Origin of the sequence: Pseudoalteromonas sp. GW168-MNA-CIBAN-0100 (genome assembly GCF_040309225.1) — a bacterium.
GTDB classification, from domain to species: Bacteria; Pseudomonadota; Gammaproteobacteria; order Enterobacterales; family Alteromonadaceae; genus Pseudoalteromonas; species Pseudoalteromonas arctica.
On record NZ_JBEOOL010000680.1, the window covers coordinates 1 to 264 of the forward strand.

Annotated in this window: 1 pseudogene; it reads right to left on the bottom strand. The window is 34.5% G+C overall.

From position 1 onward, the window contains the following. A pseudogene (locus tag AAEY62_RS22980) lies at window positions 1-264 on the bottom strand (CDP-glycerol--glycerophosphate glycerophosphotransferase); the annotation flags it as partial.

Below are 264 nucleotides of genomic sequence, written 5' to 3' on the forward strand. Positions count from 1 at the left end.
TTGTAATAAAGGAATAACATTGTCTGTTTCAACAAAGGTTAGATTGTCATTACTTAACGCTTTGTATTTATCAACCCACTCTTGTGCCATTTTAGGATGAAACTGCATTAAAATGCGCCATTTACCGGGTTGGCTAAATTGCTTTATTTGTTCATATAATTTAGGCGCGAGCGATAGGCGCTTAGAAAAAGTAGAGCAAATTAATAATGTGGGGCGAGAGTTTTTACTTAAATAAGGATTACTTGCATGATCATTAAATAGAGG